Origin of the sequence: Vibrio sp. sp1, assembly GCF_016920955.1 — a bacterium.
Lineage (GTDB): Bacteria > Pseudomonadota > Gammaproteobacteria > Enterobacterales > Vibrionaceae > Vibrio > Vibrio alginolyticus.
Window position 1 is genome coordinate 3,225,360 of sequence record NZ_CP060589.1, and the last position, 23,264, is coordinate 3,248,623.

Genomic DNA, 23,264 nt, shown 5'->3' on the forward strand with positions numbered 1-23,264 from the left:
AAAACCACACTCGAAGGCTAATTTATGCGTCGTTCGCGTGTGAATTAAGCAGCTTTTCTACTTCAACCATGAAATGAGTGAGACCTTCTTCGTCTGTTTCATTAAATCGGCCAATACTTGGACTATCAATATCAAGTACACCAACCACCTTTCCATTAATAGAAAATGGAATCACAATTTCTGAATTGCTCGCTGCATCGCACGCAATATGCCCCTCAAATTCGTGAACGTCGTATACTCTTTGTATAGTATTAGTTTGTGCAGCAGTACCGCAGACGCCTCGACCCATTGGGATACGAACACAAGCTGGTTTTCCTTGGAACGGACCAAGAACAAGCTCTTCACCTTTTGTTAGGTAAAAGCCTGCCCAGTTAAGATCGTCAAGTTCCATGAAAAGCAATGAGCTCAAGTTTGCTAGGTTCGCAATAAAGTCTGGTTCAGACTCAATTAGAGCAACAGCTTGTTTGGTTAGTCTTTGGTATTGTTCTAAGTTCATATTAACTTCCTACTTACTATAAAAGCTTCCATTCTCAATGTATGGCGCTAAAATGCAGCCCTACTTTATAATAGGACTTATTCTCAATTACAATGCTTCTGAAAAATGACACTATTAGCCGTTCTTGGTTGATAACACAAGTAAAAAAGCACAAGTCCAAGCTGATCATAGCGAACTTGATAGCGGTGCTTGCAACCTTGATTAGTGTTCCAATTCCCCTCCTCATGCCTTTGATGGTTGATGAGGTCTTATTGGACCAACCTGCAAAAGGCTTAGATGCCATGAATGCCATTCTCCCTGAAGCGTGGCACACTCCGACAGGCTATATTTTCTTCACCCTGTTCTTGGTTGTTCTTATGCGAGCTGCGAGCCAAGGATTAAATATCCTTCAAAGCCGACAATTTACGCTTGTTTCAAAAACCATCACGTTTGAAATGCGCAGTAAAATGATCGACAAACTCGGCCGTATCAGCATCCGACAATACGAAACCAAAGGTAGCGGAGGAATCAACGCACACCTTATCACTGACATTGAGACCATTGATAAATTTATTGGTTCTACGTTAGCAAAATTCGTTATCAGTTTTCTGACTGTTATTGGTACTGCTATCGTTCTACTTTGGCTCGATTGGCGACTTGGTCTGTTTATCCTGTTAGTTAACCCTATTGTCATTTACTTCTCACGTAAACTAGGCAGTATGGTTAAACATCTGAAACGGAAGGAAAATCATTCTTTTGAAATTTTCCAAAACCGTTTAGTTGAAACATTAGATGGAATCTACCAACTACGCGCGGCCAATAAAGAGCGAGAATTTCTCCAGCAACTCAAAGACAGTGCGAACCAAGTTCGCGTTGATGCAGACAAGTATGCTTGGCAATCTGAAGCGGCTGGTCGCGTTTCTTTCCTTCTCTTTTTGATCGGCTTTGAATTATTCAGAGCTGTCGCAATGTTAATGGTCATGTTCAGTGACCTTACTATTGGTCAAATATTTGCCGTTTTTGGTTACCTATGGTTCATGCTGTCTCCTGTTCAAGAGTTGCTTGGGATTCAGTTTTCTTGGTACAGCGCTAAAGCCGCATTAAAACGCATCAACGACTTATTAGAGTTAGAAGAAGAGCAGAGACCGGTTCCTAAGGTAAATCCTTTCAAAGAAGGTAGAGAAGTTGATGTTAAAGTAGAAAACATTAATTTCTCTTACAATAATGAAAACAAAGTCCTAGATAATCTTTCTTTACATATGCCGGCAGGAAAGAAAGTGGCATTGGTTGGTGCAAGCGGCGGTGGTAAGTCGACCTTGATACAATTACTTATTGGGGTTTACCGTCAAAACTCCGGTAGCATTCGCTTTAATGATGAATTAACAGAAGATATTGGTTTTGAAGTAATTCGCGACAAAATTGCCGTGGTATTACAGCAACCTATACTATTTAACGATACCTTGAGGCATAATCTAACGCTTGGTGGGAATTTTGACGAAATGTCACTTTGGCGTGCGCTTGAAGTGGCTCAGCTGCATGATGTAATTTCTCAACTTAACCACGGCTTGGATACTCAAGTTGGTCGTAATGGCATTCGTTTGTCAGGAGGTCAACGACAACGGCTTGCCATTGCTAGAATGGTGCTGAGTAATCCTCAATTTGTTATTTTAGACGAAGCCACGTCTGCGCTAGATACCGCTACTGAAGCGGCTTTACACAAAGCACTGACCGAGTTCTTACGTGGTAGAACAACATTAATCGTTGCGCACCGACTATCCGCTGTGAAACAAGCCGATTTGATCTACGTGCTTGAAGATGGGAAAGTGACGCAAACAGGTACTCATGGTGAGTTAGTTGAGCAAGAAGGCTTATATCAAACCTTATATGGGGGCATACAGTCCCACGCTTAAATCGTTCAAGCTAGAGAGGTCGTTATGACCTCTCTGTCTAAGCACGCCATGCAACCCAATAACGTACGTTTGTGCCAAGGTTGTGAATTGCCTGTCGACATCGTCGACTTACCCCATGGCAAAAATGCACACTGCCCTCGTTGTGGTACACAATTATATCGCGGAGGTAGCCCTAGCCTCTCTGGTAATCTAGCCGTCGCGATAACCTGTATCCTACTATTTATTCCATCGCACTTTTTTAACTTTATTAGCATCCGACTCTTTGGTGTGATGATTCCGGCAACCCTGCCTTCAGGGATGATCACATTGATGGAAGAAGGATTTGTTCTTCTTTCATTGCTCATTCTATTTTGTAGCTCTCTAGCGCCACTGACGGTTTGTGTTTCAGTGGTAACGGCGCATATTTCTTTACATCAACGATGGTTCCGTGGGCTTCGTATCTCACTGTGGCTAATTCAACATTTGAAGCATTGGGTTATGTTGGATGTGTTCTTAGTTAGCATCGCCATTTCCTGTTTTAAACTCCAAGATTATTCCGACATTTTCGTCGGCCCAGGGTTAATTGGTCTGGTTCTTTTGCAGATATTTACCGTTTTGTTAGTTTCAAGAATCAGCGTGCGTCGTTATTGGGAAGCTTGGAAACCAGAAAGTTTATATGCTTTTGAGCATAAAGATGTGCATTGCCATGAATGCCACTTGTCCCAGCCTGAAGGTGACCATTGCCAGCGTTGTCATCACGAGTTATATCATCGCAAGCCAAACTCCATTCAGAAAACATGGGCTTACCTCATCGCAGCAACGGTCGCCATCTTCCCCGCTAACCTGATCCCTATTTCCATCTTGCTTACCAATGGTAAGCGTTTGGAGGACACTATTTTTTCAGGCGTGGCTGGTTTGGTAAAAAGCGGCATGTATGGAATCGCTGCGATCATTTTTGTTGCCAGTATCGTTGTCCCGGTGATTAAAATACTTGGGCTCGCCTACATCATGCTTTGCATCCAATTCAAACGTTCGGTGTTTAAGAGACAACGAATGATGGTTTACTTTGTTGTTAAATGGATCGGTAAATGGTCTGTGATGGATTTGTTTGTTATTTCTATCATGATGACCTTAGTCGATCGTGGTCAGATACTGGATTTCACACCAGGATATGGCGCCGTAGCATTTGGTGTTGTCGTAGTGTTGACCATGCTTGCAGCAGAAAGTATTGATCCAAGGCTAATCTGGGACCAAACAAGCCCAAAACAATCAGAAAAAGAGTCAATGAATGAGTGATCAGAACAGTTCTCAAACGTCATACGTACCAGATGTAAAGCGGAGTAAAGGCATATCTCCTCTTTGGCTGTTGCCAATTTTGACCATGGTCTTAGCTGGCTGGCTTGTTGTGAAGTCGATACACGATGCAGGACAACGAGTGCAAATCTATTTTTCTGATGCCGCTGGTCTTGTCGCCGGCCGAACCACTATCCGTTACCAAGGATTAGAAGTCGGCATGGTAAGAGACATTAACCTCACCGAAGATCTCGGCAGTATTTATGTCGATGCTGATATCTATCCTGAAGCTGCAAAGTTACTGAACGATAAAACACGCTTTTGGTTAGTAAAACCAACAGCTAGCCTAACGGGAGTTTCCGGACTGGATGCGCTCGTCTCAGGTAACTACATCTCGATTCAACCCGGAGATGGTCAAGAGTTTGAGACAACATTCCATGCGTTAGACTCTGCCCCAACAGATTTACGCGTTTCTCAAGGTTTGAATATTAAGCTCAAAAGCCGTGATTTAGGTGGTGTATCGGTTGGCTCTCAAATTGTTTATAAGAAAATCCCAATCGGTGAAGTGTACAGTTACCAGCTAGATGAAGATGCAAAATCTATCACTATTCAAGCCAACATTCAGGATCAATACCGACATATCATTAACAATCGCAGTCGATTCTGGAACGTCAGTGGAATTGGTGCCAGCATCGGTTTTGAAGGTGTCGATGTAAGACTAGAAAGCATGAGTGCCTTACTAGGTGGCGCCATCGCCGTCGACTCTCCGGATGATGGTGAACCTGTAGAAGAGAACACCGAGTTCCGTTTGTATAAAGATTTGAAAACTGCTGGTCGAGGCATCGCGGTTAAAATCGTCCTACCTGATGACAGCAAGATCAGCGGAGAAGGCGCTCCAATTATGTATCGCGGAATCGAAATTGGCCAAGTTACGGACTTGAGCCTTTCCGAAGGCCGAGAAGTGATATTGGCGTCAGCGGCAATTCAACCCGCTTTTAGTGACATGCTGACGACAGGTACTCGATTTGTCTTAGAAGAAGCAAAAGTGTCCCTTTCAGGTGTTGAAAACATTGCTAATTTAGTGCGAGGAAACTTCTTAACGATCGTGCCGGGCGCGGGTGAACGCTCTCGCCGCTTTACTGCCATTCGTAAAAACGTGTTTAACCAACAGCAAGAAAAGTCCATCGCGATTCGGTTGGTATCCGACAATTCGTTTGGCCTAGATAGCGGTGCCAATGTACTTTATAAAGGCATCGTTGTTGGTTCAATCATCAAAGTGGGCCTAGTTAAGGAAGATAAAAAATCACAACACGAAGTATTTATGGATGTATTGATTGACCATGAATATAAACATCTGATCAAATCAAACAATCGTTTTTATGTAACCGGCAGTGCATCAGCAGAGTTAACTGAATCGGGGCTCAGCGTTACCGTTCCTCCAGCAAAGCAGTTGTTAACTGGGTCAATTAGTTTTGTGAGCGAAGGCAAGCAAGATATTCAAAAAGAGTATCAACTGTTCCAAAATGAATCATTGGCTGAATTGGCGCAGTACAATCAAAGTGGCTCTAGGGCGCTAACACTATTTGCTTCTGAATTGCCGCCGATTTCCAAAGGCAGTCCTCTACTCTATCGTAATCTTCCAGTTGGTAACGTCTCCGATTTCCAACTAGTTGATGGCGGAGTACTAATTAAGGCTACTATCGAAAACCGCTTCGCTTATCTTGTAACGCCACAAACCGTTTTTTGGAATCGTTCAGGGATCGAGATAGATGCATCATTAGCTGGCGTCAGTGTGAAAGCGCACCCTTTAAAATCGTTAATCGAAGGTGGCATCGCTTTTGACTCCGTACCAGGCGTTGAAAACAAAATCGGAGAAAACTGGAAGCTGTATTCTGATCAAAAAACCGCTCGCAAGTTTGGGCGCGTCATTGCTTTAGAAACCGACGGTTCGCAAGAGATTGCTAAAGGAATGCCGATTGAATATCAAGGTGTTAAAGTTGGTGAAATCACTCTGGTTGTACCGAATTTTCGTCGTAACATGGTTGAAGTCACTGCAAGAATCCTACCTGAATACGTAGAAAACATTGCGGTTGAAGGCTCACATTTTTGGCTAACTGAACCAGAAATTGGTTTAGGTGGCGTTAAAAACCTCGGGGCGTTGGTGTCGAAATCCATCAGTGTTGAACCAGGTAAAGGTAAAGCTAAATTTGATTTTCAATTAGAAAATAGTTCAGAACGCGTGCATGGAATCATGTTTACGTTACAAAGTGAACAAAGAGGCTCAGTACAAGTCGGTACCCCTATTCTTTACCGCCAGATGGAAGTTGGCCAAGTGACCGACGTAAGCCTAGGAGAATTTGCTGATCGCATCGTCACGACTATCAAAATACAGCCTGAATATGCTTACCTCGTTCGTCAAAACAGTGTGTTCTGGAATGTTTCAGGAGTAGATGTTTCCATCGGGCTTACCGGCGCTAACATCAAAGCGGGAACCTTTGATAGTTTAGTTCGCGGAGGAATTGCGTTTTCAACGCCAGAGCAATCGACTATTCCACCAGCGGCAAAGAGTGGGCAATCTTTCTTTTTGTATCCACAAGCTGAAGAGGGTTGGACTCAATGGCGTACAGCGATTCCTAAGCCGTAGAATAAAGCTCAATTCACGTACAATTGAAGTTTGATCACTTTAAAAGAGCAGCAATCGCTGCTCTTTTTTATTGCTCGGCCCTTGTCACTATTCGTTTCTGCTTCGCTTTCGTATATTATTTGCCACAAATTCTGCAAACGAGATCCCACATTGCATCCTAATGTTTACATCCCAGACGCGTTTCTGGAAAAAATCCAAACCATCCTTCCTGCTCACCTCAACATGGAAGACTTTATCGCGTCGTGCCAAAAGCCACTGCGCAAAAGTATTCGAGTTAATACGTTGAAGATCAGCGTTGAAGCGTTTCTAGAACGAGCAGAAACAAAAGGCTGGAAGCTTTCTCCTGTGCCTTGGTGTGACACAGGTTTTTGGATTGAAGCGGATGAGTCAGTTGTACCATTAGGCAACACAGCAGAACACATGTCTGGCTTATTCTACATTCAAGAAGCCAGTTCTATGATGCCGGTATCTGCTCTGTTTATGAATGATGAATCTTACGATACCGTGTTAGACACCGCAGCCGCTCCCGGCTCAAAAACCACTCAAATTGCAGCTTTAATGAACAACAAAGGTGTACTTGTGGCCAATGAATACGCCGCAAGTCGTGTAAAAGTACTGCACGCTAATGTAGAACGTTGTGGGGTACGTAACGCCGCACTAAGTAACTTCGATGGGCGCGTTTTTGGCGGTTGGCTACCAGAACAATTTGATGCGGTTTTGCTTGACGCGCCTTGCTCTGGAGAAGGCACCGTTCGCAAAGACGAAGATGCGATGAAAAACTGGACGCAAGCTTCCGTACTCGACATCGCTGACACGCAGAAAGATCTTATTGAAAGCGCCTTCCATGCATTAAAGCCCGGTGGTGTGATGGTTTACTCAACATGTACGCTCAGTACAGAAGAAAACCAACAAGTTTGTCATCACTTGAAAGAAACCTTTGGGGATGCTGTAGAGTTTGAAAGCCTTGAGAACTTGTTTGAAAACGCAGAGGCAGCTCTAACTGAAGAAGGCTTTTTGCATATTTTCCCGCAGGTCTACGACTGTGAAGGGTTCTTTGTTGCAAGAATTCGCAAACTGGCTGCTGTTGAGGCGCCAGAAGTCAAAAAGCGCATGGGGAAATTCCCCTTTGCTAAAACTTCAAAAAAAGAATCGACAGAAATTGCTCAACAACTCCAAAGCGCGTTAGGTATTAAACTTCCAAATGACAGTTCTGTATGGCTTCGCGATAAAGATGTCTGGCTGTTCCCTAATGCTTTAGAAGCGATGATCGGCGAATTACGCTTCTCCCGTATGGGTATAAAGATCGCGGAAGCCCATAAAAATGGCTACCGTTGGCAACACCAAGTCGCGACTGCCCTGGCGACAGGTTCTGAAAGCAACGCCATTGAACTCAGTATTGAAGAAGCGCGCGAATGGTACATGGGGCGTGATGTTCGCCCACAAACCATTCCTGAGGGAATGAAAACAGGTAAAGGCGAAGTGCTTGTCACCTATCAAGGCGCAGTTATTGGCCTTGGCAAGTGGGTAAGCAACCGAATAAAGAATGGCCTCCCTCGCGAATTAGTACGAGATAAGAACTTATTTTAAAAGACGTAACGAACCATAAATAAATGAAAAGCCATCGTATTTGCGATGGCTTTTTAATTCGTAAGTATGAAAGCAAGTGGGCTCGCTAGCGATCCGGACACGCTGTACTAAACTAGTTGTATCAAAGTAATGCTTTGATGTGGCATTTCTCTCTATGTTCACCAACAAAATTATTGTTGGACAAGTTTAGCGCAGGCTCTGCGGAGCCGTTTCCCCTAGGCCCAAAAAAAGGAAAAGTTTGGGCCGTTTTTTTGGCTGTAGATCCGCTATACGTGAGTTTGGACTACGCTAGACGAATACCGTCTTTCTCAATGACAATTTTACCCTGCTTGTATAAGCCACCGATGGTCTTTTTATAAGTCCCTTTACTTGTGCGGAAAGCATCAAAAATCGCTTCAGGAGACGACTTGTCATTCAAAGGCAAAAATCCGCCTTTCTTCTCTAGCAGGTCAAGGATCTTACTAGAAAGATCGTCCATTTTCGCCACACCGACTTTTTGTAGAGCAAGGTCGATTTTGCCATCTTCACGAATGTGCTTAATAAAGCCTTTCAGCTTTTTACCGATGTAAAGCTTACCAAAAACATCCGATGGGAAAATCATGCCCCAATGCTTACCGTTAACGATAGCTTTATAACCAAGTTGACTACGCTCTGCGATGATCAAATCAACTTGTTCGTTAACTTCATAATTCGCTGGAGTTTTATCTAACCATTTATTGAACTTAGTCGTACCAACAATGCGACCTGACGCTTTGTCGGTATAAACATACACTAAAATGGTTTGTCCGGCAGAGAAGCGAGTGCGTTGCTCACTAAAAGGAATCAGTAAGTCCTTTTCTTTGATGCCCCAATTTACAAAAGCACCTGTCGCATTCACACCCTCAATCTTCATTAAACCCCATTCACCCACTTGGGCAATTGGTCTTTCAATGGTCGCAGCAAGTTGGCTTTCTGAATCGAAGTACAGAAATACGTCTACATGCTCACCAATTTCAGTACCCTCTGGTACATACTTACTAGGTAGTAGAACAGAACCGTAATCATCGCCATCCAGAAATACGCCAAAATCAGCCTTTTTAATGACTTCTAAGCTGTTAATTTGACCAATTTTAATCATTGATTTTGTCTCTTTTTAAATTTACGTGGAATTATACCTAAACTAACAAGAAAATCAGAGAGAAAAGCATAGTGCTCTGTTATGCTGTTGTCGTTCAGCTATATGCCCCAGTCACTCTTTTAGCACTCTTATACTTACCTGCTCAACGGAACGCATAAGTTAAGAATGCTTTAGCAAAGTCAGGAGCTTTCTTTGGTCACCGTCGATAAACAAGACTCAATAACATTAAAAATCAGTCATGCACTCGCAAAGAGCAAAAGTGTCGACCTAGATATTTACTTTTTTATACCTGGTGAGCTTGGTTTAAACGCCGATATCATCAGTGAATCCGAATTTTATTACACCTCAATCACACAGCAACGATCTTATTACAGTACTGAAATCCTTCTTCCGCTAGTACACAGTCGACTTGCCAAACGTGGACGCCTGTCGAATCAGCAATACCGAGTAAGTTTGAGTTTGTTCGCTTACCAATACGTTATCGCGCTAGACAAAGCGGTAGCAAGTTTAAACAAGCATGAGAACAACTCCGTAACGGAAGATGAAGTGGACGAAGTTATCGAGCTCACGCTTGAGATCTTAAAGCGCTTGCGGCGTTCTATTCCTTATGAAGAGAACTTAAAACGCTACTACGTTAACATCGATAACTATCTGTCTTGGTATACCGAGCAAAAGTTCCTGTCACTGGTGGCCCATCTACCACGTGAAGGCGACTATGGCACGATCAAAAAGCGTCTGATCACGCTATGTGAGAAAGAGCAAGCCCATCGTAAACTCAACAAATACAACTCATCAAGAGTCGTTGAAGACGTTACTCGCCTATCTAACAAAATGCGCTTGCTAAGGCGATTGATTGAACACCCTATCGTGCTTCGTGAAGAAACCATATCGATGGGTAACAACATTAAGCGCGCTATCAAAGGTATTGCAACCGGTTTAGTGATGGTTGTCGTGACCTCAACCGTGATTCTCGCTCGCGATTATCTGGGGGAAATTTCTGCCTCATTCATTATCGCGATGTCTTTTATTTACGCTTTACGAGAAATCTTTAAAGATGATTTACGCGATGCCATGTGGCGATGGATCCGTAAAGGCAAGCCAAAATGGCGTAAGAAGTATGTTGACCCAACGACGAAAAAAGTGGTTGGCAAAAAATTGGAGTGGCTCGATTATCGTACCTTAAGTAGCTTGCCGGATAAGATTCAAAGAATACGTAAAAAGCGCGTCGTGCAACGTGAAGAGCAGATTCTTCATTATCACGAGAAAACCGAAATGGCGACCTCTCTTTTCTTGAGTGGTTACGAACAAACGAGAGAAACATTGAACATCAGTTTGCGCCCTATCATCCGCTTGATGGATAAAAGCTCAAACCGAGTTTACCGTTTAAATGAAGGTCAAGTAACCAAAGAGTCAGTAGAGAAACGTCATTTGCTCAATGTGATTGTCAAAGAGGACAACCACACTGATGAGCCTGTTTATTACCGCTGGAAAGTGGTCTTAAATCGCTCCAAAATCGTCTCTATCGAGAAGATTGAACTCAATTAAGCCAACGCCTTTAAACAAACGAGCCACAAACCACTAGGCAGCCTCTTTTCTTTGTTGGGCTGCTTTTTTTATCGAAAGAGTAAGCGAGAATTCAGCCATTGGCTCGTCACCATGTAAGTTAGGACACAGCGCGACAATTTTTACGTCACGATTTACTCGTTCACCCGTTGCCAAGGTGTGCTCGAGCATCTCATCAATGACATGACCATCGTTACAAACAAAGTGCACATCGGCTTCCGGGCGCTTTAAAAACTCGGCTTTCACACCTTTAAATGCTAGCGAGATCGCTTCTCCCTTTTCTTGCGCTTTACTCATAGCAAGAAAACCACCAGCAACATCAGCGCCAACGGCTAAAGCGCCGAAATACATGCTATTCAGATGGTTCTTCGTTCTTCTGCGCAATGGGATACGAACCTCAACATGCTTGCTATCTATCGCAATGATTTTAGGGTGGCAAAGCCAAATCAGCGGCACTTTTGAAAAGCCAAACAGATTTAGATACAAATTCGCACGACGTAGAGCTGATAACATTTTGGTCTCCTTACCAATCTAGTCAGACCAGTTAATCAACGAAAGAAATAGATGTCAAAGAAATGTTAACAAAAGCTCGATCTCACGAGTTATTTAACCTTCAGGAAGTGACGGCGTCACCCGTGAGGTATGAAGTTTATCGCAGTTACTTAGATTACCTTACAGCGAAATAGATAAAATGGTTATAAATTCAAATGTATATATATTGATTTAATGATCAAGTTTTGTCATTTATACATAAGTCATTTAAATGAATACCTACACCTTTGTATACAATTCGGTATTTCCTGGCGAAGATTCCCGTGAAACGGTTTATTCCTGCCTGTAATTCCGTTATCTTTACCCCTTCGCAATAGAGAATAAAGCTATAACATGCCTATAAAAACAGATGAATTGAGAACCCAACCTTTGGGTCCAATGCCTACCCCAGCAGAGCTAGGTAGTGTACATCCTATTACGGATGACGTTGCAGACCGTATCGCTCAATCTCGTCGTCAGATTGAAAACATTTTATCGGGTGAAGACAATCGCCTTCTTGCGATTGTAGGTCCGTGTTCTGTTCACGACACTGAAGCTGCCATTGATTACGCCACTCGCCTGAGTGAAATCCAAGACAAGTACAAAGACGAGCTATTTATCGTGATGCGTACTTACTTTGAAAAGCCTCGTACAGTAGTTGGTTGGAAAGGTTTGATTACGGACCCTAACCTAGATGGTTCTTACGCACTTGAAGCTGGTCTTCATAAAGCTCGTAAACTACTACTGGATATCAACAAGCTTGGTCTTGCGACTGCTACTGAGTTTCTTGATATGATCACTGGCCAATACATCGCGGATTTGATCACTTGGGGCGCGATTGGTGCTCGCACAACGGAATCACAAATTCACCGTGAAATGGCGTCGGCACTATCTTGCCCAGTTGGTTTCAAAAATGGCACAAATGGCAACGTAAAAATTGCAATTGATGCAATTCGCGCATCGAAAGCATCGCATTACTTCTACTCGCCAGATAAGAACGGTCGAATGACGGTTTACCGCACAAGTGGTAACCCTTACGGTCATATTATTCTGCGCGGTGGAGAAAAAGGCCCTAACTTTGATGAAGCATCAGTCAAACAAGCATGTGATGCTTTAGCTGAGTTTGGATTGCCACAACGTTTGGTTGTGGATTTCAGCCATGCAAACTGTCAGAAGCAACACAGAAAACAAATCGACGTAGCTCAGGACATTTGTAACCAAATTAAGTCAGGCAGCACTCGTATTGCGGGTATCATGGCTGAAAGCTTTATTCTTGAAGGCAATCAGCCAATGACTGACATCAATAACCTAACGTATGGTCAGTCTATTACAGATCCATGCCTAGGTTGGGAAGACACTGCTACAATGCTAGATATGCTGGCAAGCGCTGTTAAGTCCCGAAAGTCCCTATAACAAAATAATCAAGGAATCTTCATGCCATCGTTTGATATTGTTTCTGAAATCGATACGGTTGAACTACGTAACGCCGTTGATAACGCTAACCGTGAATTGTCTACTCGTTTCGATTTCCGCAACGTAAATGCGAGCTTTGAGCTAGTAGAAGAAAACGTAAAAATGTCTGCGGAAGGTGACTTCCAACTTAAGCAAATGCGCGACATTTTACGCGGCCACTTAGCGAAGCGTAACATTGACGCGAACGCAATGGATGCACAAGACCCAGACGTTACTGGTAAAAACTGGCACCAAACTCTGCTTTTCCGCCAAGGTATTGATACTCCAACGGCGAAAAAAGTAGTGAAACTTATCAAAGACGCAAAGTTAAAAGTACAAGCCTCTATTCAAGGCGACAAAGTACGTGTTACTGGTAAGAAACGCGACGACCTGCAAGCGACAATGGCAGCGATTCGTGAAGCAGAGATGGGTATCCCATTCCAGTTTAACAACTTCCGTGATTAATCAATCTGAGAAGTAAGTAAAAACGCCAGCGCATAATCCGCTGGCGTTTTTTATTGGCTTTTGTGTAACGAACTACGTATCCACTTTTAGCATTTGGCATTGCTAGATAACCAAGTCCTGCCCTTGCAGCAATACGAATTCGCTCGTTCCTTGCGGTATGAACACGCAAATTCGAAGCTTTTCAGCTTTAGCCTTGGCCAGCATATCCGAAAGCTCAGCAGCGCTCGAGAAAGCTTCTCTTTCTGCATCTCTGCGTATTAGTTCTAACACATTCGCTTCACATCGAGTTGAGTACAGAGCCAGCTCCGCTTGTTGCATATAGCGTACGGCTTTTATTGGCAACATCTCAACATCTTTCCCAACATGTATCCAAGTACAACTTCCCTTTTCATCTAAAGGTGTTGCCATGGTCGCTTGGTAAATTGCTTCTAACTCACGATTATCTCGCGCGTTTTCCACCTCGGGATTCGAGAAAAATTGCTCCCAAAACTTGCGGCGTAAATCGACGCTAGGCAGTGCCTCTTTAATTGAGTTTCGCTTTGAGTTAGCAAAATCCGCCATCAACCCCATGTTTTGTGGCAGTATCGATTCAAGCTTTTCACGGATGTTTCGAATTAAAACTGGCGAAGCTCCACCACTAGAGATAGCGATTTGGATGCGGCCACGATTAATCATTGACGGCGTGATGAAATCACAATAAGGCTTATCATCCACAACGTTAACCAAGATGCCTAGCTCTTTGGCATCTTTGTACACTTGGTGATTTAGCTCAGGATTGTCTGTCGTCGCCCACACTTGAACAAAGTTTTTAGTGACAATGTCACTCGAATAGAAACGTTGTACCCAGCGCAGTTGATGCTCAGAAGCAAGCTTAGACAGAAAATCAACCAACGTCGGAGAAACGATAGTCACATCCGCCCCAGCCTTTAGCAACGCTTCCACCTTTCGGCTTGCCACCTCACCGCCACCCACGACGAGAACGGGTTTATTAATTAAATCTAAGAACAGAGGAAAATATCGCATTTCAATCCATGATTACTCTAATTAGCTGTTGTAGACCATGCTACCAAAAATGGGGCAAGCTCATCACCCTGTTTCGGTATCACAAATAATTTTTGTTTGAATTTTTACTGAACTTCACCTTGCTCAGCTAATGACAGTTTTAATAACAACTTTTTATTCTTTTGTATTGTTCACTCTTCTATTGATTGTTCTGATGCACCAAATTGTCCATGAATTGCACTATTTACAAACAATTAACATTTCGTCATTCTAAATCTCAAGGCACTTTGTAAGTTCTCTCAAAACTTCATTTAAATTATATATTTGAGAATTAACAGATCCTTTCCTACGCTTATAACTGGTTGATCTATCGAATGCCGTTTCTTCGAAAATCAATCACGTAGGACGATAACTCTAACGAATTGGACACGTTATTTCAGGTCACTCCTGATTAAACATGGATCATACAGGAAGGATACAAATGGCAAATAAACTCACAGTTCTTGCTTCCGTCGTAGCGGCTTCTACTGCGATGATGGCAACATCAGCTCAAGCAGCAGACACTACTCTGGACAAAGTCACAAAACAAGGTTTTCTTACTTGTGGCGTAAGTACCGGTCTACCTGGTTTCTCTAACCCTAACTCAAAAGGCGAATGGGAAGGTATCGACGTAGAATATTGCCAAGCACTGGCTGCAGCCGTTCTTGGGGATAAAACGAAAGTTAAATATGTACCCCTAACCGCAAAAGAACGTTTCACTGCGCTTCAATCTGGTGAGATTGATGTGCTTTCCCGTAACACGACCTGGACTCTCCACCGTGACACTGCACTGGGCCTAAACTTCGTAGGTGTGAACTACTACGACGGTCAAGGCTTTATGGTGAAGAAGGAACTTGGTATATCAAGTGCTAAAGAGCTTGATGGTGCGTCGGTATGTGTTCAATCAGGTACAACAACCGAGCTAAACCTTGCAGATTATTTCCGCAACCAAGGCATGGCGTACAAACCAGTGGTATTCGACACAGCGGCGCAAACTTCGAAAGGTTTTGATGCGGGACGCTGTGACGTATTAACAACTGACCAATCTGGCCTTTATGCACTACGTTTGAATTTGAAAGATCCGTCCTCTGCGGCCGTTCTTCCAGAAATCATCTCTAAAGAGCCACTAGGTCCAGTCGTTCGTCAAGGCGATGATCAATGGTTTAACATCGCTAAGTGGACATTGTCTGCGATGATTAACGCTGAAGAATACGGTATTAGTTCGAAGAATGCGGATGAAATGCTGAAGTCAACAGATCCAAACATCAAGCGTATCCTCGGTGTTGATGGCCCTAAAGGCAAAGGGTTGGGTATCCGCGACGATTGGGGCTACCAGGTTATCAAACAAGTTGGTAACTATGGTGAAAGCTTCGAACGTACAGTCGGTACTGGTTCGCCGTTAGAAATCTCTCGTGGCGTTAATGCGCTATGGAATTCAGGCGGCTTTATGTACGCGCCACCAATCCGATAGAAAGAGTTAATCAGGGCGGTTCATGCCGCCCTTTTTCTTGATTATATCTCACTGTATGAGTAAGGATCGCTCATTGGATGGCGAAAAGCGCTCGCTTGGTGGAACGGCTTTAAAGGTTCGTATGTCACCAGACATGAGAGCGTTATTCTTTAGCCAGCAAGGACGAAACTTCGTTATACAGGCCGATATCTATAACTAAGGTTTGAGGTTATCGCTGTATGAAACCGACACAAGATACATCGCCAAGTACGATGTCCAAACCAAGCGGAAGCAAGAGCCTGATTTATAATCCTGCCTTTCGTTCTGCTATTTTCCAGATCATTGCCATTGCTGCACTGGTATTTTTCTTTTACACGATTGTAAACAACGCTCTCAATAACTTAGATGCTCGTGGTATTGCAACGGGCTTCGGTTTTCTGAATCAAGAAGCCGGGTTTGGTATTGGGTTAACATTAATTGAATACGATGAAACGTACTCTTACGGTAGAACATTTATCATCGGCCTTCTTAATACGGCGTTAGTCTCCGTATTAGGTATTATTCTGGCTACTGTGATTGGCTTTACCATGGGGGTTGCCCGCCTTTCTTCTAACTGGTTAGTTAGTCGTTTAGCGGCAGTTTATATCGAAACTTTCCGAAATATCCCCCTTCTTCTGCAAATATTCTTCTGGTATTTCGCTGTTCTTCAAGCATTACCCTCACCACGCCAAAGCTTAAGTCTTGGTGAAGCTATTTTCCTGAACGTTCGTGGCTTATATTTCCCTGCACCGACTATGGAACCTGGCAGTAGCTACGTTATTGCCGCGTTAATCTTCGGGGTAATCGCAAGCTTATTAATTAATGTATGGGCGAATAATAAGCAACGTCTCACTGGGCAACAAACCCCAATGGGAAGAATAGTTTTGGGTTTAGTTGTTGGCCTTCCATTGGTTGTGTACTTCCTTGCTGGTATGCCAATTTCACTGAATTATCCTGAACTAAAAGGGTTTAACTTCCGAGGTGGTATTAGCATTATTCCTGAATTGGCTGCGCTACTTTTGGCATTGAGTGTTTATACAGCTTCTTTCATTGCTGAGATTGTGCGCTCTGGTATTAATGCGGTTAGCCATGGTCAAACCGAAGCAGCGATGTCGCTAGGCTTACCACGCTCGAAAACTTTAAAGCTTGTTGTCATTCCTCAAGCGTTACGAATTATTATTCCACCTTTAACCAGTCAATATCTCAACCTCACCAAAAACTCATCGTTAGCGATGGCGATTGGTTACCCAGATCTTGTCTCTGTGTTTGCTGGTACTACCCTGAACCAAACGGGACAAGCGATTGAGATCATTGCGATGACGATGGGCGTGTACTTGACATTAAGTCTGATTACGTCTGCATTAATGAACTTGTATAACCGTAAAGTCGCGCTGGTGGAGAGATAATATGAGTACTCATCAATTTCAACCGGATCTCCCGCCACCCGCCAATACTGTAGGCTTCGTTGGTTGGATGCGGAAAAATCTATTTAATGGCCCTATCAATTCCATTGTTACTGTCATTCTTGCGTATATTGTCGTAACTGCAATATGGTATATCGTGGATTGGGCGTTTATTAACGCAGACTGGATTGGCTCAACGCGTGACGACTGTAGCCGAGATGGTGCTTGCTGGGTATTTATCAGCGTGCGCTGGGAGCAGTTCATGTATGGTTTTTATCCAGAGTCCGAACTATGGCGCCCTCGCCTGTTCTATATCACATTAGCCATATTTACTGTTTTACTCGCGTATGAGAAGACACCGAAACGGATGTGGATTTGGCTTTTCTTCGTAAACATCTACCCATTCATCATCGCTGGACTTTTATACGGTGGTGTCTTTGGACTAGAAGTGGTAGATACACACAAGTGGGGTGGACTACTCGTTACGCTCATTATTGCGCTAGTTGGTATCGTAGTTTCATTGCCAATTGGTGTGGTGCTTGCGCTTGGTAGACGTTCAGAGATGCCGATCATTCGCAGCATTTGTACCGTCTACATTGAAGTTTGGCGTGGCGTTCCTCTGATTACGGTTTTGTTCATGGCTTCGGTTATGCTTCCATTGTTTATGTCTGAAGGCTCAGAGACAGATAAACTGATTCGCGCCCTTATAGGTGTGGTTATGTTTGCCTCCGCTTACATGGCAGAAGTGGTACGCGGTGGTCTACAAGCCATTCCGAAAGGTCAATATGAAGCCGCTGATGCGCTTGGGTTAAGTTACTGGAAAAAGACTGGGCTGATTATCTTGCCACAGGCGCTAAAGATTACTATTCCTTCTATCGTGAACACCTTCATCGGTTTGTTTAAAGACACCAGTTTGGTACTCATCATTGGCATGTTTGACGTACTCGGTATAGGACAAGCAGCAAATACCGACCCTGAATGGTTAGGTTTTGCTACAGAAAGTTATGTATTTGTCGCGTTAGTGTTTTGGGTGTTTTGTTTTGGCATGTCGCGCTATTCGATATGGCTTGAAAACAAACTTCATACCGGTCACAAACGATAACTCATCAAGATCAAGGACGTATTATGACGCAACAACAAGACTACATGATCCAATTGAAGGACATGAATAAATGGTATGGTGAGTTTCACGTACTAAAAAATATTAACCTCGACGTTAAGCGCGGCGAGAAAATCGTTATCTGTGGTCCATCAGGGTCGGGAAAATCAACGATGATTCGCTGTATTAACCGTCTTGAAGAGCACCAAACAGGCAGCATTTACGTCTCTGGTACGGAATTAACTGAAGACTTAAAGAACATTGAAGCAGTACGCCGAGAAGTGGGCATGTGCTTTCAACACTTTAATCTCTTCCCTCATTTAACCGTACTGGAAAACTGTACGCTCGCGCCTATCTGGGTGAAGAAGATGCCAAAAGATGAGGCAGAAGCAGTTGCGATGAAATATCTGGAACGTGTAAAAATTCCAGACCAAGCGGAGAAGTATCCCGGTCAGCTGTCTGGTGGCCAGCAACAACGTGTGGCGATTGCTCGCTCTTTGTGTATGAACCCTAAAGTCATGCTTTTTGATGAGCCAACATCTGCACTCGACCCGGAAATGGTTCGCGAAGTACTGGATGTAATGGTCGAACTCGCCGAGGAAGGCATGACTATGCTATGTGTGACACATGAAATGGGCTTTGCTAAAGAGGTTGCCGATCGCGTGATATTCATGGACGCAGGAGAGATCATCGAAGAAAACAACCCTGTTGATTTCTTCGAAAATCCTCAATCGGATAGGACCCAAAATTTCCTAGCGCAAATCTTACACCACTAAGATTTAGCCGAATCGACATAAAAAAGCACTGGTTTCTATGAAGCCAGTGCTTTTTGTTACTAAATTCAAAAATCTGTGTAAGAATCAACATAGCTATGCTAGGCAGTAATATTGTGTTACAAGTTGCCAAATACATAACATCTTATTTCTATTATTATTTTATCTAAGTTACGTATGGTTAGGGCTTGATTTTTTGAACTTTCAATCCCATAAATGTACTTAAAAGAAAGTCTCTTATCGAGGAAGATTATGAACAGTCCAATGTTTACCCGCACTTCAACTCAAGAAAGTGCTCTACAAACGAACAAAGTATTGCGTAATACTTACGCTCTACTTTCAATGACACTTTTATGGTCGGCAGTCGTTGCTGGCGTTGCAATGGCATTTAACCTTCCACATCCAGGTATCATCCTAATGCTGGTTGGTTTCTACGGCCTATTATTCTTAACAGAGAAAAACCGTAACAACAGTCTTGGCCTTGTGTTTACGTTCCTATTTACTGGCTTCTTAGGTTACACCGTTGGCCCTATTCTAAACATGTACATTGGTGCAGGCATGGGCGATATCGTATTAACCGCACTCGGTGGTACGGCACTATCTTTCATGGCAGCATCGGCATACGCACTAACAACGAAACGTGACCTATCGATGATGGGTGGCTTAATGCTATCACTATTTGTTGTGCTGGTTGTGGGCATGATTGCAAGCTTCTTTATTCAATCAACCCTCTTACACTTGGCGTTGAGCAGCTTGTTTATCATTTTCTCTACTATGGCGATCCTGATGACAACACAAAGCATTATTCGTGGCGGTGAAACAAACTACATCTCTGCGACAGTAACTTTGTATGTATCAATCTACAACATCTTCATCAGCCTACTAAGCATTCTAGGTATTATGAACGACGATTAATCGTTTCTCGTTAAGTAGAATAAAAAAGCCCGAAGGTAATTCCTTCGGGCTTTTTCTTTGTGTGCAATTCAGTGTATTACGCCTGCTCTACTGACAACTCGATAACTTCGTCAGCTTCTGGATTTTCTCTAAAGCGTCTCACTTTGATCGTTTCCTCTCCTAACATGATTTGCTTGGCGATTCGGTGCATACCGTCAAAAACACGATAGTCACTGGTTAAGATTACCGGATACGACAAATCAGCATTGTTGATTCGTCGGCAATGTTTTGCAATTTCACGGCAGGTTGGCTGTGGCCCTTCATGACTAAACCAAGTCACTTCATTTGGGCCTTTGATATCATCAATCGAAATTTCTTCTACAGGTAAGGATTCTGCAAGTTGCCAAATACGCTCGATGGACCAAGTGGATTTTACATTGTCATTAATCTCAATGTAACGTTGTTTCGACATGACTAACTCCTTGTCATCATTGTTGTTTCTAACCTGAATACAGGCTTTCATTAATCCAATGAGAATATCGGTCTATGAAAACAAACACAACGTTTAAGCTATTAATTCTCAAACAATCGCTATATCGCTTGTATGAGCGCTTTATAATCACCTCTCTCAGTTTGTAAACTGATTTCAAGGTATAACTTGTCTTAATTCAAACCGCGACTTCGCAATCGCTCATCAACTGATGACAAGAAGCAAAATACTCCAAACGCAACCCACCAATAACCGAACATCTTGAGCGCGGGCAACCAGACTACTGATTTACCAGCTACGCTAAAAAATATGTAGGCCGACATCATCGGTGTCACTAACATGACTCCCCAAGTCAAAAAAAGTAACGGCCCATAGATGTACTGCAACCAAGCATACTTCGGTTTTATAGGATTATGTTTTACAAATCCCGTCAGACATAGAAAAGAGAAAATGCTAAAGCATGCTTGCAGTACCGCCCATCCAATGGAAACGAAAAGATTCGACCACTCCATACACTCCTGCATTGCTCCGTGTTGTTGTTAAGCATGGGTGAACATAACGATTTTTTTCAATTTATTCTTTTGATTTAAAACTAGTTTATATTCGTTGTGATCGACTTATCTAAAACAATAAATATAACTGACAAATCAATCACACCAAGCGAATTGCATAACAATGCAAAACCACCGATATCAACCCCGAAAATTTTCTAACAACACGAATAAAAAAACAAACTTATGCTTAAAATATAATTTAAGAGTATTCAGTTATAGGCCACTACTTTGTACGCTTTTGATTCGCTCGATACGACTTCGAGATTCTTTTGTTGAGAACATTCTCGGCTGTCGCTAATCTATAAACATCCATGTTTACTTAACGGATAAAACGTTATGTTCGTTTACAACGGCAAAGAAATTGAAACGGATGCTCAAGGCTACTTATTGGATCATACTCAATGGGAAGAAGGTATGATTGAGCTTTTAGCAAAAGAAGAAGACATCGAGCTTACGGATGCTCATTTGGAAGTTGTGCATTTTGTGCGAGACTTTTATGAAGAGTTTAATACCTCCCCTGCAGTGCGTATGCTTGTGAAAGCGATGGAAAAAGCGCACGGCCCAGAAAAAGGTAATAGTAAGTATCTATTCAAGCTGTTTAAAAAGGGGCCAGCCAAACAAGCAACCAAATTAGCCGGCCTACCAAAGCCAGCTAAATGCTTGTAGATTCATAAAATTTTAAAACCGCGTAACGGCTTATACGACGCAGGCTCCTGCATCACATGCTCTACTGTTGCCGTTCGCGGTCCTTCTTGTAACCATTTCGAAAACGCAACTATTTGCGCGTCTGTTCCACACGCCATCACTTCAACATCACCATTGTTTAGGTTCTTCGCATAACCTGTTAACCCTAGCTTCAATCCTTGATGGGAAGTATGGTAACGAAAGCCCACGCCTTGAACATGACCTTTTACTATAAATCTCTCACACTTTACGTTCATCTTTGTACCGCTTCTTTTTACTGAGTGATATATTCTTTTCGTCTATTCACCCCACTAAGGATAGTGGGTTTTTGCACGGTTATTATAATTATGAAAGAAATTCCATTCCGCTGGATTGATAAGTATCTCATTCACTTAAAGATTCAAGAAAAGTTCTATTTGCTCTTCGTTCTCCCTCTTCTTGCTTTAGTCATTCTCACTCTCGTCCTTAATAGCGCGGCTAATACACTGATCTCAAGTATGTACCAAGAAGAGCTCATGCTTATGAAAGGTCTGATAGAGGCAGGCAATCTTTCTCAATCTCAAGTAGCAAGCCTCATAGCGGGTTCAGAAACTGTTTCTATTGGCTCTGGTCCGCAATCCGTGTCTGTTTTAAATGGTGCGTACAGTTTGGTTGCGAACCATGAACTTTCTTTATGGACTGCCCTATCAACGACTCAAGTGAGCATCATCTGTGTGAGCTTGTTTATTCTCGCTCTTGGTGTTTACTACATCATGACGTTTATTGGCGGCGCGATGTTCACGATGAACAAAGCATTAAACACTCTTGCTGGTGGCGACTTAACTGCGAGAATGAACTTCTTCCCTGTTCGCGACGAGTTTAGTGAAATTGCTATTACGATAGACAAAGTTGCAGAACGAGAGCAACAAATGGTGCTGTCGATTCAAGAGTCTGTGGCGTTAATGCAACAAATTAGCTCAGACCTGAATCAATCGATTCATCACAGTTCAGATATTTCAGCGACTCAGCAGGAACACCTCAACTCTCTTGCGAGTGCAACTGAACAGATGGCATCAACGATTCGAGAAGTCGCGACACTAGCTCACGATTCAAGCACGCAAACCGATGATGCACGTAACGTGGCTCAGTCTGGACAAGTGAAAGTTGAGAATACGCTTCACTCGATTTCGAACCTCTCTAATGAGATTCAATCTGCGTCTCAAGCAGTAGCGGAGTTAGATGCTAATGCCGCACAAATTGATGAAGTCGTGACAACCATTAATGGGATTTCCGAGCAAACTAACCTACTTGCATTGAACGCAGCCATTGAAGCAGCACGTGCTGGAGAACAAGGTCGTGGATTTGCGGTCGTTGCGGATGAGGTTCGCGCTCTTGCGGGACGCACTCAGCAAGCGACAGTTGAAATCCAAACGATGATTGAATCGTTACAGCGTAACAGCCAGTCGCTTACTAAGCTGATGGAAGTGACAGTTAATAATGCAAATGAGGGACAAAACCTCATGACGGAAGTGAATCACGAAATCGGCTCTTTGGCAGATAAAAATCAAACTATCTCCGACAGTAGCATTCAAATTGCAACAGCAGCTGAAGAGCAAGGTGTAGTCGCGGACAATATCGCCTCAAGCGTTGAAGAAATTCGAGTTCAAGCAGATAACGTGTGCAATATGATAAGCACGACTTCACAAAACGTTGATCAACTGCGTAAGCAAAGCGACACAATGGAGTCGCTACTGACTGGACTTAAAGCATAGCAACGGAATCTGTTACAGCAAATTCAAATAAAAGGGTCACTTTAGTGACCTTTTTGTATTTAAAAGTCAC

Annotated in this window: 20 protein-coding genes; 14 read left to right on the forward strand and 6 right to left on the reverse strand. The window is 43.0% G+C overall.

Features of this window, described 5'->3' with window-relative positions; translation table 11 throughout:
- Positions 1 to 22: 22 nt before the first annotated feature.
- The gene (locus tag H9L11_RS15075; RefSeq protein WP_005377433.1) at positions 23 to 496 is read right to left on the reverse strand and encodes a GAF domain-containing protein; all 474 of its coding nucleotides are present in this window, start codon (positions 494 to 496) and stop codon (positions 23 to 25) included.
- A gap of 92 nt (positions 497 to 588) precedes the next feature.
- Here H9L11_RS15075 and H9L11_RS15080 point away from each other — a divergent pair, with 92 nt between their 5' ends.
- The 4 genes from H9L11_RS15080 (at position 589) to rsmF (ending at position 7,888) form a co-directional block, all read left to right on the forward strand.
- Positions 589 to 2,385, forward strand: a complete 1,797-nt coding sequence (locus H9L11_RS15080) for an ABC transporter ATP-binding protein (RefSeq protein ID WP_005377431.1) — start codon at positions 589 to 591, stop codon at positions 2,383 to 2,385.
- 24 nt (positions 2,386 to 2,409) lie between these two features.
- Positions 2,410 to 3,660 (forward strand): paraquat-inducible protein A, encoded by a 1,251-nt coding sequence (locus H9L11_RS15085; protein WP_005377429.1) that lies wholly within the window; start codon positions 2,410 to 2,412, stop codon positions 3,658 to 3,660.
- A complete protein-coding gene (locus H9L11_RS15090; protein WP_017634276.1) occupies positions 3,653 to 6,301 on the forward strand; it encodes an MlaD family protein in 2,649 nt (882 codons plus the stop codon). The genes H9L11_RS15085 and H9L11_RS15090 overlap by 8 nt, the downstream gene beginning before the upstream one ends.
- Before the next feature lie 150 nt (positions 6,302 to 6,451).
- Positions 6,452 to 7,888 (forward strand): 16S rRNA (cytosine(1407)-C(5))-methyltransferase RsmF, encoded by a 1,437-nt coding sequence (rsmF, locus tag H9L11_RS15095; RefSeq protein ID WP_205390895.1) that lies wholly within the window; start codon positions 6,452 to 6,454, stop codon positions 7,886 to 7,888.
- Positions 7,889 to 8,171: 283 nt separating this feature from the next.
- Here rsmF and H9L11_RS15100 read toward each other — a convergent pair whose 3' ends face one another.
- Complete coding sequence (locus H9L11_RS15100; RefSeq protein ID WP_017633794.1) at positions 8,172 to 9,005, reverse strand: S1-like domain-containing RNA-binding protein; 834 nt, start codon at positions 9,003 to 9,005, stop codon at positions 8,172 to 8,174.
- 192 nt (positions 9,006 to 9,197) lie between these two features.
- On the opposite strand from H9L11_RS15100, the gene H9L11_RS15105 reads away from it, so the two are divergent.
- A complete protein-coding gene (locus H9L11_RS15105; RefSeq protein ID WP_005377421.1) occupies positions 9,198 to 10,550 on the forward strand; it encodes a hypothetical protein in 1,353 nt (450 codons plus the stop codon).
- 33 nt (positions 10,551 to 10,583) lie between these two features.
- Here H9L11_RS15105 and H9L11_RS15110 read toward each other — a convergent pair whose 3' ends face one another.
- Entirely contained in the window at positions 10,584 to 11,081 is a 498-nt protein-coding gene (locus H9L11_RS15110) for a DUF4442 domain-containing protein (RefSeq protein ID WP_005377418.1), read from the reverse strand.
- Between the two features lie 372 nt (positions 11,082 to 11,453).
- On the opposite strand from H9L11_RS15110, the gene H9L11_RS15115 reads away from it, so the two are divergent.
- Together H9L11_RS15115 and H9L11_RS15120 are read left to right on the forward strand one after the other, a co-directional pair.
- A complete protein-coding gene (locus tag H9L11_RS15115; RefSeq protein WP_005377417.1) occupies positions 11,454 to 12,512 on the forward strand; it encodes a 3-deoxy-7-phosphoheptulonate synthase in 1,059 nt (352 codons plus the stop codon).
- 21 nt (positions 12,513 to 12,533) lie between these two features.
- A complete protein-coding gene (locus H9L11_RS15120) occupies positions 12,534 to 13,016 on the forward strand; it encodes a YajQ family cyclic di-GMP-binding protein (RefSeq protein ID WP_005377415.1) in 483 nt (160 codons plus the stop codon).
- Between the two features lie 102 nt (positions 13,017 to 13,118).
- Here H9L11_RS15120 and H9L11_RS15125 read toward each other — a convergent pair whose 3' ends face one another.
- Positions 13,119 to 14,039, reverse strand: a complete 921-nt coding sequence (locus tag H9L11_RS15125) for a bifunctional precorrin-2 dehydrogenase/sirohydrochlorin ferrochelatase (protein WP_033905330.1) — start codon at positions 14,037 to 14,039, stop codon at positions 13,119 to 13,121.
- A 460-nt stretch (positions 14,040 to 14,499) separates the two neighbouring features.
- Between H9L11_RS15125 and H9L11_RS15130 the strand changes: the two genes are divergently transcribed.
- The 5 genes from H9L11_RS15130 (at position 14,500) to H9L11_RS15150 (ending at position 19,736) form a co-directional block, all read left to right on the forward strand.
- Positions 14,500 to 15,528: an amino acid ABC transporter substrate-binding protein gene (locus tag H9L11_RS15130; protein WP_033905331.1), complete on the forward strand. Its 1,029-nt coding sequence runs from the start codon at positions 14,500 to 14,502 to the stop codon at positions 15,526 to 15,528.
- A gap of 218 nt (positions 15,529 to 15,746) precedes the next feature.
- Positions 15,747 to 16,952: an amino acid ABC transporter permease gene (locus H9L11_RS15135; protein ID WP_033905332.1), complete on the forward strand. Its 1,206-nt coding sequence runs from the start codon at positions 15,747 to 15,749 to the stop codon at positions 16,950 to 16,952.
- A gap of 1 nt (position 16,953) precedes the next feature.
- Positions 16,954 to 18,051, forward strand: coding sequence for an amino acid ABC transporter permease (locus H9L11_RS15140; RefSeq protein WP_005389988.1), 1,098 nt, complete (start codon positions 16,954 to 16,956; stop codon positions 18,049 to 18,051).
- A gap of 23 nt (positions 18,052 to 18,074) precedes the next feature.
- Positions 18,075 to 18,824: an amino acid ABC transporter ATP-binding protein gene (locus H9L11_RS15145; RefSeq protein ID WP_017634609.1), complete on the forward strand. Its 750-nt coding sequence runs from the start codon at positions 18,075 to 18,077 to the stop codon at positions 18,822 to 18,824.
- Positions 18,825 to 19,073: 249 nt separating this feature from the next.
- Positions 19,074 to 19,736, forward strand: a complete 663-nt coding sequence (locus H9L11_RS15150; protein WP_025766607.1) for a Bax inhibitor-1/YccA family protein — start codon at positions 19,074 to 19,076, stop codon at positions 19,734 to 19,736.
- A gap of 76 nt (positions 19,737 to 19,812) precedes the next feature.
- Here H9L11_RS15150 and H9L11_RS15155 read toward each other — a convergent pair whose 3' ends face one another.
- Positions 19,813 to 20,187, reverse strand: coding sequence for a chromosome partitioning protein ParB (locus H9L11_RS15155; protein ID WP_033905333.1), 375 nt, complete (start codon positions 20,185 to 20,187; stop codon positions 19,813 to 19,815).
- A 908-nt stretch (positions 20,188 to 21,095) separates the two neighbouring features.
- Here H9L11_RS15155 and H9L11_RS15160 point away from each other — a divergent pair.
- Complete coding sequence (locus tag H9L11_RS15160) at positions 21,096 to 21,425, forward strand: TusE/DsrC/DsvC family sulfur relay protein (protein WP_005377396.1); 330 nt, start codon at positions 21,096 to 21,098, stop codon at positions 21,423 to 21,425.
- A gap of 2 nt (positions 21,426 to 21,427) precedes the next feature.
- Here H9L11_RS15160 and yccX read toward each other — a convergent pair whose 3' ends face one another.
- Positions 21,428 to 21,700 (reverse strand): acylphosphatase, encoded by a 273-nt coding sequence (gene yccX, locus H9L11_RS15165; protein ID WP_033905335.1) that lies wholly within the window; start codon positions 21,698 to 21,700, stop codon positions 21,428 to 21,430.
- A gap of 90 nt (positions 21,701 to 21,790) precedes the next feature.
- On the opposite strand from yccX, the gene H9L11_RS15170 reads away from it, so the two are divergent.
- A complete protein-coding gene (locus tag H9L11_RS15170; RefSeq protein WP_033905337.1) occupies positions 21,791 to 23,194 on the forward strand; it encodes a methyl-accepting chemotaxis protein in 1,404 nt (467 codons plus the stop codon).
- Positions 23,195 to 23,264 lie beyond the last annotated feature (70 nt).

Excerpts from the sequence above, each read along its gene's own strand:
- H9L11_RS15080 (WP_005377431.1), top strand. The coding sequence starts at position 589 with ATGCTTCTGAAAAATGACACTATTAGCCGTTCTTGGTTGATAACACAA.
- H9L11_RS15135 (WP_033905332.1), top strand. The coding sequence starts at position 15,747 with ATGAAACCGACACAAGATACATCGCCAAGTACGATGTCCAAACCAAGC.
- H9L11_RS15110 (WP_005377418.1), bottom strand. The coding sequence starts at position 11,081 with ATGTTATCAGCTCTACGTCGTGCGAATTTGTATCTAAATCTGTTTGGC.
- H9L11_RS15085 (WP_005377429.1), top strand. The coding sequence starts at position 2,410 with ATGACCTCTCTGTCTAAGCACGCCATGCAACCCAATAACGTACGTTTG.
- H9L11_RS15160 (WP_005377396.1), top strand. The coding sequence starts at position 21,096 with ATGTTCGTTTACAACGGCAAAGAAATTGAAACGGATGCTCAAGGCTAC.
- H9L11_RS15120 (WP_005377415.1), top strand. The coding sequence starts at position 12,534 with ATGCCATCGTTTGATATTGTTTCTGAAATCGATACGGTTGAACTACGT.
- H9L11_RS15140 (WP_005389988.1), top strand. The coding sequence starts at position 16,954 with ATGAGTACTCATCAATTTCAACCGGATCTCCCGCCACCCGCCAATACT.
- H9L11_RS15150 (WP_025766607.1), top strand. The coding sequence starts at position 19,074 with ATGAACAGTCCAATGTTTACCCGCACTTCAACTCAAGAAAGTGCTCTA.
- H9L11_RS15130 (WP_033905331.1), top strand. The coding sequence starts at position 14,500 with ATGGCAAATAAACTCACAGTTCTTGCTTCCGTCGTAGCGGCTTCTACT.
- H9L11_RS15100 (WP_017633794.1), bottom strand. The coding sequence starts at position 9,005 with ATGATTAAAATTGGTCAAATTAACAGCTTAGAAGTCATTAAAAAGGCT.
- H9L11_RS15170 (WP_033905337.1), top strand. The coding sequence starts at position 21,791 with ATGAAAGAAATTCCATTCCGCTGGATTGATAAGTATCTCATTCACTTA.
- H9L11_RS15090 (WP_017634276.1), top strand. The coding sequence starts at position 3,653 with ATGAGTGATCAGAACAGTTCTCAAACGTCATACGTACCAGATGTAAAG.
- H9L11_RS15115 (WP_005377417.1), top strand. The coding sequence starts at position 11,454 with ATGCCTATAAAAACAGATGAATTGAGAACCCAACCTTTGGGTCCAATG.
- H9L11_RS15155 (WP_033905333.1), bottom strand. The coding sequence starts at position 20,187 with ATGTCGAAACAACGTTACATTGAGATTAATGACAATGTAAAATCCACT.
- H9L11_RS15145 (WP_017634609.1), top strand. The coding sequence starts at position 18,075 with ATGACGCAACAACAAGACTACATGATCCAATTGAAGGACATGAATAAA.
- H9L11_RS15125 (WP_033905330.1), bottom strand. The coding sequence starts at position 14,039 with ATGCGATATTTTCCTCTGTTCTTAGATTTAATTAATAAACCCGTTCTC.
- H9L11_RS15075 (WP_005377433.1), bottom strand. The coding sequence starts at position 496 with ATGAACTTAGAACAATACCAAAGACTAACCAAACAAGCTGTTGCTCTA.
- yccX (WP_033905335.1), bottom strand. The coding sequence starts at position 21,700 with ATGAACGTAAAGTGTGAGAGATTTATAGTAAAAGGTCATGTTCAAGGC.